We start from the raw sequence: 8,044 nt of genomic DNA, 5'->3' as shown, positions 1-8,044 counted from the left end.
TTCGTATTTTCCGGTGAGAAACAATCCAGTCGATTAAATCCTGCCTGGAAAGTCCCTTCTGTATCGGGTCTGCCATAGTATACATACGAAGCTGCTGCATAAATTTTGAATTACGGTAACTCAACCCCTGACTGTGAGCTTCCAGAAGTTCCGTTGTAGAAGTGATGAATGTTTTTTCAGTTCCCTTGCGGACTGCTATAATTGTAATTACTGAAAGAATTGCAACCAGCAGAACAATTTCAATTCCAAGGCGGAGACCAAAAGCAAGTGATAAATTTTTCTTTTTCATGGTTTAATTGTAGCACACTATATATGTTAGCCTCAACTAATTAGTACGTTAGCCAACAGTAATTCGTCATTCAAACGCTTGTTTTTCACTATTTCAGATGTTAAAGTATTATTAACAATTCTTATAAAGGGGTACAAATTATGGCAATGAAAATCGATCCAAACACATGCGTAAACTGTGGAACTTGTGAACCTGACTGCCCGGTTGGAGCTATCAGCGAAAACAACGGACATCGTGAAATCGATGCTGGAAAATGCGTAAGCTGTGGAACATGCGCTTCAGAATGTCCTGCAAGTGCAATTTCGGAAGCATAAGCTTTTTATAATTCTTAAAAAAGACTGTCTTTCCAAGGCAGTCTTTTTTTTTTCATAAAAATTTCTTACAATCGGACAGAAATGGATAAAAAATTTCTTCTTACACCATTTTTTATTCTCCAGCTTATCTTTTCGCTCTATTCCCAGGATATTCCTTACACAGGTGAAGAAGAAGGTACACCATTCATAAAAATTACAAACAATGATTTAGTAATAATTGAAAAACCCAGATTTATCTCTCCCCGCACCGCAAAAACTGAACAGGAAAAATCTGCAATTGAATCAAATAATGAAATCTGGCAGCAGTATCAGAAAGATCTGGAGCTCTACAGCAAAATCCAGAAGTTTCAAAATACTTCCTTCAAGACAAAAATTAAAAGTAAAGAATTACCAAAATCCCTTTTTTATACATATCATGTGGCACAAGACACAGATAATTATCTGACAACTTTTAACGGACTTTACGCAAGACTTCAGCAAAAACAGGGAACTTTAGCTACAGTCAATCACATTTCTTCCCCAGATGATTTAAAAACCGGAATGATTTTAATTCTTCCGGTACCACAGGGGCTTTTCATTCCTAAAAAAGCATCTTCAACACTGGAAATTCTTCTTCAAAGAGAATATTCAAATGAAATAGATGAAAAAACTCCTGTCTATGAAATAAAAGGAGAAGAATTCTACTTTCTTTCTGATAAAAACTTTTCTCCGACACAGACTGCATTTTTTCATGACAAAGGAATGATTCTGCCGCTGAACAAAAAAGTATTAACATCTCGATTCGGCTACCGCACAAGCCCAGTTACAGGAGCCTGGAAATTTCATGCGGGAATAGATTTAGCGGCACCAGAAGGAACAGAAGTTTATGCCTGTAAAGCAGGAATTATAGCATCAACCGGTTACAGTGAACTTTACGGAAACTATATTGATATACGTCATTCCGGAAAAACAACCAGCCGTTATGCACACTTATCAAAAATTTTTGTAAAAAAAGGACAGAATGTTTCTACAGGACAGATAATCGGATTAGTCGGTACAACAGGAGCTTCAACCGGACCGCATTTACATTTTGAAGTAAGGGAAAACGGAACTCCGTTAGATCCGTCTAAACAGATTAAAAATTTTTAAAAAAATAGAGAAAATTTTGTGGAAATCAAATGCTTTATAAGGTATAATTTCAATGATTATCTAAAGTTATGAGTTTTTTCAGCATAAAAGCATTTCTTAAACCAAAACTTCTCTGTTTTATCTCAATTTTTATATTGGGCACTGTTTTTCTAAATGCAGAAAATTTCAGAATACACAGGCTGATTTCCATAAACCTTACAGAAATTAATCAGAAACTTTCAGTAGAATCCGGAATTAACGATGCTGTTTTCGTTACACTGCCGGAAGACTTAACTTATGTAAGCGGCATTGAACTCAATTTTAAGATTCCTGAAATAATTGCTACCTGGCGTGATTCTGTTGCATATATGCTTTACGAAAACCTTACACCACAGCCATCAGAAAAATCAAACAACTATTTTGGAGAGCGCTTACATATTTCAACACTTCCAGGAAAACTTTCCCTTACACTATACATCCCAGTTTCAGATGATTTTTCAATAAAATCAAATCCTTATTCTGAAAAACTTCCAAAAATAAAAAATATAAATAACGGAATATTTTTACGGTTTATGATGGTAATGAAAGGTGTTCCTGAATCACTGGAAGATTCAATTCTTGAAATCACAGCTAAACCTGTTCTCAAAAATCAAGGTTCGCTCTCTCTTTCAGTAAATACACCGCCGTCAGAATCAGAAACTTCACAAAAAGATAAAAAATATTCTGTATTCATCGATGACACTCCTGTTCAGACAGCAGATTTAAAAAACAAGATTCTTTCAACCGGAGAACACCATCTTTCAATTGTCAGTGATTCATACAGAAATGAACTCAGAACATTTAGAATTGAACAGGCAAAAACAACATCACTTCTGGTAAATTTAAGGGGAATAGAACCTCTTTTAAAAATATTGTCTCCAAAAGATACTCAAATTTTTCTTGACGGTGAAAAACTTTCCACTACAAATGATTTAATTCCCATCACACAAGGCGACCATACAGTAAAATTTATTCTGGGGGATTACGAAATAGTAAAAAACATATCCGCTTTGAACGGTCACACTTATTCCGTCAATCTCAACATTGATGCAACAATTTCCGAAGAAGAGTAATTTTTTCAATAATTCAACTAAAGATTTTGGAGTTTTAAGGCGATAATTTAAATGTCGGGCACGCAATTATCCCCTCCCACCCATTGGTGCCCGGCTTGCCTGATGGGCAATTGGGCTGTCGAAAGACAGCCCTTTTCTTTTTTTAAAATAAATAGTATTCTGTAACAATGCAGAAAACCAGCAGAATTACTTTATTAATGATTTTTGGGCTTTTTTTCTTTGCTGCCGTTTTTGGACTTTCTCTCGGCCTTGCCCTTTCAACTACAAAATTTATTATTGATAACGAAAATTTTACAGAATTTGATACAGCTCTTCCTACGCGAATTCTTGATATAAACGGAGAATTAATAACCGAATTTGCAAGTGAAGAAAAGCGTGAAATAATCAGCATAAACGAACTGCCTCAACATATGATTGATGCACTTGTTTCCCGCGAAGACAGAATTTTCTATAAACACCATGGTTTTTCTATAAAAGCCCTGTTTCGTGCCGTAATAGGACAAACTTTTCACATTTCTCTCGGCGGCGGCTCAACTTTAACCCAGCAGATTGCAGGAACACTTTACTGCGACAGAACAGACCGATCCTACATGCGAAAGCTAAAGGAACTATGGTGGGCAATTCAAATGGAACGCCGTTTTTCAAAAAATGAAATTCTTGAGCTCTATCTTAATAAAATTTATTTCGGCGGCGGTACTTATGGTGTAAATGCGGCAAGCAAATACTATTTCGGACATGATGCACGCGAAATCACACCGGCAGAAGCTGCAATCCTTGTTGTCCAGCTTTCAAATCCTGCCCACTACAATCCGTTTGAATATCCGAACCGTGCAATGGACCGTCAGAAATATGTACTGGCAGCCATGGTCGATTCAAAACTTATCACCAAGGAACAGGCTGACACATCTTTTGATGAATACTGGGCAAATTTCGATTATACAAGAACCGGTAACACAGCAATCAGAACAAGAGATGACAATGCACCTTGGTTTTCAGAATATGTCCGAAGAGAGCTGTCTGACATGATTTACGGTACGGACGATATTTATTCATCAGGTTTCACAGTAAATACAACATTAAACTTAAAAAATCAGATTGCTGCCCAGAATACAATGGACAGATATATTGCATATGCAAACCGAACATACAAAAAATCAAGCAATGCAAGACAAAATCAGGCTTTCAAAATATATACACCTCTCACAGAACTTTTAACCCTCACATTTAATTTAGGTGAATTAAAAGTTTCACAGCAGAGAAATGAAACGCTTGCTCTTTCCACTTATACAAAACAAATCAATCCGATTGTAGATGTAATGTCATTAGTTATGGGCATAGATTCTCTGAAAGTAGGAGTTGCAAATAAGGCAAATGCAACCGCAAAATCAAATGTCGGAAAAAATGTCATCGAAGGCACAATGATTGCAATCGAAAATTCCACCGGCTATATAACTTCCCTTGTAGGCGGAAGCAAATATGACGGGGAAAACCAGTTTATCCGTGCTGTTCAGGCAAAACTGCAGCCGGGGTCTTCCTTCAAACCTCTATACTACAGTGCGGCAATAGATTCAAGACAGTTCACACCAGGAACAATAATTTCTGATACACCAGTAGTTTTCCATACAGCCGACGGCAAACCTTACATTCCGCAGAATTTCCGTGGCGAATGGAAAGGAGATGTTGAACTCTGGTATGCTTTAGCACATTCAATGAATGTACCATCCCTAAAAGTTCTGGATGGTATAGGTTTCGATTCTGCAATCAACCGTGCAATTGATTTACTGGGAATTCCACAGGAGGAAGTTCCATACAGAGGTTTTGTTCCAGGCTACCCTATTGGTTTAGGCGTCTGTTCAGTGCGGCCAATCGAAGTTGCTCACGCTTACGCAATTTTTGCTAATGGCGGTAAAGAAGTAGTTCCAATTGCAATCAGAAATGTTGAAGACAAAAACGGAAAGGTTCTCCTGAATCCGGAAAAAGATGTACGCCAGAAACAACAGGCAAAAGGAAGTGCTTCACAGATTATTTCACCTCAGACCGCATATGTTATGACCAAAATGCTTGAAAATACAGTAAAATCAGGTACACTTGCTGGTCCTACAGGCAATGGATCGAAATTTTCTTATAAAGATTCAAACGGCAAAAAATATACGATCCCAGCTGCAGGCAAAACCGGAACCACACAGAACTGGGCAGATGCATGGACAGCATGTTTTACACCTTATTACACATCAGTATTCTGGTTTGGCTTTGATAAGCCCGGGCAGTCTCTGGGGCTTGAACTTACAGGTTCTACACTTGCAGGATATGCAATGGCAAGTTTTATGCAGAAAGCACATGAAGGTTTGCCATTTAAAAATTTTACCCGGCCTTCTACAGGAACAGTTGATGTAACAATTTGTTCTGTAAGCGGTGCACTGCCTACAGAAGAATGTGGAAATCACAAAATAACGCTTACCTTCCTTGATGGTACACAGCCAACAGATATCTGTACGCTTCACTCCGGTAATTCAACAGGAAGAGTATTAGGAATATACAGGCTAAAACAGGAACTTTACAAGTCAGGATTCGCAAGTGAACTTCTCATAAAAGATGATGAACCGCTTACATTCAATCTTGACGGAACCTCTTCTAATAAGAACAACCCTGCCATATCTAAATCTTATGAATTCCTGCTACAGGAAGATGAATTTGGTAACGCACCGGACTACAATTTATTCCTGGAATAATACCTGCATAATAATAAAAAAAACTGTAATACATAAAAAAAACCGCTTCGTTTTGAAGCGGTTTTTTTGTTAAATTTACTTAGAGTAGTATTCTACTACCATCTGATCGTTAATCTGAACAGGGATTTCTGAACGCTGTGGAAGACGTGCAAGTTTTCCAGTAAAGTTATCATCATCTCTTTCAAGATAATCAAGTTTAGCCTTGTTATTTGAAAGGTATGTTGACTTAAACTGTTCACTCTTTCGCATTTTTTCAACCAAAGTGATTGTTGAACCAACTTTTACAGCATATGAAGGAATATTGATAACTTTTCCATCAACTTCAATATGCTTATGGCTTACCATCTGGCGTGCCATGCGGATTGATGAAGCAAATCCCAATCGATAAACAAGATTATCAAGACGTGTTTCAAGTGCAACCAAAAGAGCAACACCTGTCATTTCTTTTGATTTTGAAGCCTGTTCAAAATATCGTCGAAGCTGTTTTTCGAGGATATTGTAATAAGCCTTTACCTTCTGTTTTTCGATTAAGTGCAAAGCGTAATCAGAAGATTTCTTTGTTTTTTTGAAAGCAGGTGCACCTGCTCTGTCCATTGCCTTTGGGTGTCCACAAACATTGACACCAAGTCGTCTGCTTTCCTTAAAACGAGGATTGCGTCGTGTAGCCATTTTATGCTCCTATTTTTTTTAATCAAGACAGATTCCGAAAAATCAGAATAAGTTGCTTGATTTTTCAAAGTACTGCTCAATATAAAATTAAACAGCAAAAATATATTATCATTTTGCACAATTTGAATCAATATGATATAATATTAATTTAGAGGGATTCGGGGATAAAATGCTTCAGAAAAGTGATTCACAAATTTATATAATCGGTGCCGGTTTTGCCGGTCAGATGATTGCAGAAGATTTAAAACGCAAAAAGGTATTTGGAAAAGTTGCAGCATTTTTAGATGATGATAAATCTTTAATAGGAAAGCAGATTGAAGGTGTAACTGTCTTAGGTCCAATCGCTGATGTTGCAAAAATTTTACGCTGCGGTCCATTAGATGAAGCAATTATTGCAATTCCGTCCGCTCCGACAGAAAAAATCCGTGAAATTTATGAAATCTTAAAAAAATGCGGCTTTGCTCACATCAGAATTTTACCAAGTGTAAGTCAGATTATTGACGGAAAGGCTCATTTCGTTCAGACACGCGAAATCGACCCGCTCGACATTTTAGGCCGTACTCCAGTAATAATACCTCTTCATGAAAGCCTTAAATATCTTCGCGGAAAGCGGGTTTTAATTACAGGTGCTGGCGGTTCAATCGGCTCTGAACTTTCACGCCAGCTTCTTTCTGGAGGAGCTGAACGGCTTTATCTTTTTGGTCACGGAGAAAATTCAATCGTTCAGATTTACCGTGAGCTCCATGTACTGCAGCAGGAAGGGGTCGGAGAAAAGGCGACTGTTGTTCCAATAATCGGAGACATGAAAGACAAAGAGTATGTGCGCTATATTCTCAAAAAAACACATGCGGACGTAATTTTCCACTGCGCAGCTTACAAGCATGTTCCAATGATGGAAGAAAATCCTGTTGCAGTAATCGAAAACAATGTATTCGGAACAAAAAATCTTCTGGAAGCAAGCATTGAAGCCGGAGTCCAGCGGTTTGTTTTAATTTCTACCGACAAAGCAGTTTCTCCTGTAAGCGTATATGGCGTCAGTAAAATGCTTTCAGAAAAACTTATTCTCCAGTATGCAAAAAAAGCTTCTCCAGACCAGAAATTTATGTTCGTGCGCTTTGGAAATGTATTAGGTTCCCGCGGTTCAATTCTTCCGCTTTTTCAGCAGCAGATTAAGACCGGTGGTCCTGTAACTGTAACCGATAAAGAAATGGAACGCTTTTTTATGACCATTCCGGAAGCCTGTTCTCTTGTATTGGAAACAGGTGGTGTTGGCGAAAACGGAAAGTCTTATCTTCTTGATATGGGTGAACCTTTAAAAATTTTCGATATGGCGGAGCAGATCATAAAATTCTCAGGACTTGAACCTGGAAAAGACATCGAAATTAAAATCATCGGTGCGCGTGAAGGAGAAAGGGTTTACGAACCTTTGTGGCTTTCAGAAGAAAATCCTCAGAAAACCGAATATGAAAAGCTTTTAGTTCTAAAAAACATTGAATTCGGAGACGAAAAGCTTGATTTACTTCTTTCTAAGCTTGAACCTATCTGCTATTTTAATGGCGATGAAGAAAAATTCCGCAATAAAGAAGAATTAATTCAGATTTTACGCAGTGAAGTTCCATCACTTGATGAATTTTACAGAATCACAAGAAAAAACGAGTCGATGAATTTGTAGGAGATTTTATGTCAGAAATCAAAGTTCCGTTTTTTAAGCCTTCTTTTGACGATGAAGAAAAAAAAGCCGTCTGCGATATAATTGACTCTGGATGGCTTACAACAGGAAAGGTAACCCACGATTTTGAACAGGAATTTGCTTCTTATGTTGGC

8 protein-coding genes are annotated in these 8,044 nt (G+C 37.6%); 6 read left to right on the top strand and 2 right to left on the bottom strand.

The window, feature by feature from the left end; translation table 11 throughout:
- On the bottom strand, positions 1 to 289 hold a 289-nt coding region (locus ACKI5B_RS04495; RefSeq protein ID WP_407426251.1), incomplete at its 3' end, for a hypothetical protein.
- Positions 290 to 429: 140 nt separating this feature from the next.
- On the opposite strand from ACKI5B_RS04495, the gene ACKI5B_RS04490 reads away from it, so the two are divergent.
- From ACKI5B_RS04490 to ACKI5B_RS04475, 4 genes are all read left to right on the top strand, one after another.
- Positions 430 to 603: a 4Fe-4S binding protein gene (locus ACKI5B_RS04490; RefSeq protein WP_407426249.1), complete on the top strand. Its 174-nt coding sequence runs from the start codon at positions 430 to 432 to the stop codon at positions 601 to 603.
- Positions 604 to 684: 81 nt separating this feature from the next.
- On the top strand, positions 685 to 1,731 hold the full coding sequence (locus tag ACKI5B_RS04485; RefSeq protein ID WP_407426247.1) for a M23 family metallopeptidase: 1,047 nt from the start codon (positions 685 to 687) through the stop codon (positions 1,729 to 1,731).
- A 68-nt stretch (positions 1,732 to 1,799) separates the two neighbouring features.
- Positions 1,800 to 2,822, top strand: coding sequence for a hypothetical protein (locus ACKI5B_RS04480; RefSeq protein ID WP_407426245.1), 1,023 nt, complete (start codon positions 1,800 to 1,802; stop codon positions 2,820 to 2,822).
- 167 nt (positions 2,823 to 2,989) lie between these two features.
- A complete protein-coding gene (locus ACKI5B_RS04475; protein WP_407426243.1) occupies positions 2,990 to 5,551 on the top strand; it encodes a penicillin-binding protein 1A in 2,562 nt (853 codons plus the stop codon).
- Between the two features lie 75 nt (positions 5,552 to 5,626).
- On the opposite strand, the gene rpsD is transcribed toward ACKI5B_RS04475, so the two are convergent.
- On the bottom strand, positions 5,627 to 6,220 hold the full coding sequence (rpsD, locus tag ACKI5B_RS04470; RefSeq protein ID WP_407426241.1) for a 30S ribosomal protein S4: 594 nt from the start codon (positions 6,218 to 6,220) through the stop codon (positions 5,627 to 5,629).
- Between the two features lie 169 nt (positions 6,221 to 6,389).
- On the opposite strand from rpsD, the gene ACKI5B_RS04465 reads away from it, so the two are divergent.
- Both ACKI5B_RS04465 and ACKI5B_RS04460 read left to right on the top strand, forming a co-directional pair.
- Positions 6,390 to 7,892: a polysaccharide biosynthesis protein gene (locus ACKI5B_RS04465; RefSeq protein WP_407426239.1), complete on the top strand. Its 1,503-nt coding sequence runs from the start codon at positions 6,390 to 6,392 to the stop codon at positions 7,890 to 7,892.
- 8 nt (positions 7,893 to 7,900) lie between these two features.
- Positions 7,901 to 8,044, top strand: a 144-nt coding sequence (locus ACKI5B_RS04460) for a DegT/DnrJ/EryC1/StrS family aminotransferase (RefSeq protein WP_407426253.1), incomplete at its 3' end; no start/stop codon positions are given.

The organism is Treponema sp., from assembly GCF_045657965.1.
GTDB lineage: Bacteria > Spirochaetota > Spirochaetia > Treponematales > Treponemataceae > Treponema_D.
The sequence above is the reverse complement of the archived record's forward strand: the minus strand, read 5'-3'. Positions and strand labels throughout refer to the sequence as shown.

Bases quoted from the DNA above. Each gene is read 5' to 3' on its own strand.
- ACKI5B_RS04465 (WP_407426239.1), top strand. From the start codon at position 6,390: ATGCTTCAGAAAAGTGATTCACAAATTTATATAATCGGTGCCGGTTTT.
- rpsD (WP_407426241.1), bottom strand. From the start codon at position 6,220: ATGGCTACACGACGCAATCCTCGTTTTAAGGAAAGCAGACGACTTGGT.
- ACKI5B_RS04490 (WP_407426249.1), top strand. From the start codon at position 430: ATGGCAATGAAAATCGATCCAAACACATGCGTAAACTGTGGAACTTGT.
- ACKI5B_RS04480 (WP_407426245.1), top strand. From the start codon at position 1,800: ATGAGTTTTTTCAGCATAAAAGCATTTCTTAAACCAAAACTTCTCTGT.
- ACKI5B_RS04485 (WP_407426247.1), top strand. From the start codon at position 685: ATGGATAAAAAATTTCTTCTTACACCATTTTTTATTCTCCAGCTTATC.
- ACKI5B_RS04475 (WP_407426243.1), top strand. From the start codon at position 2,990: ATGCAGAAAACCAGCAGAATTACTTTATTAATGATTTTTGGGCTTTTT.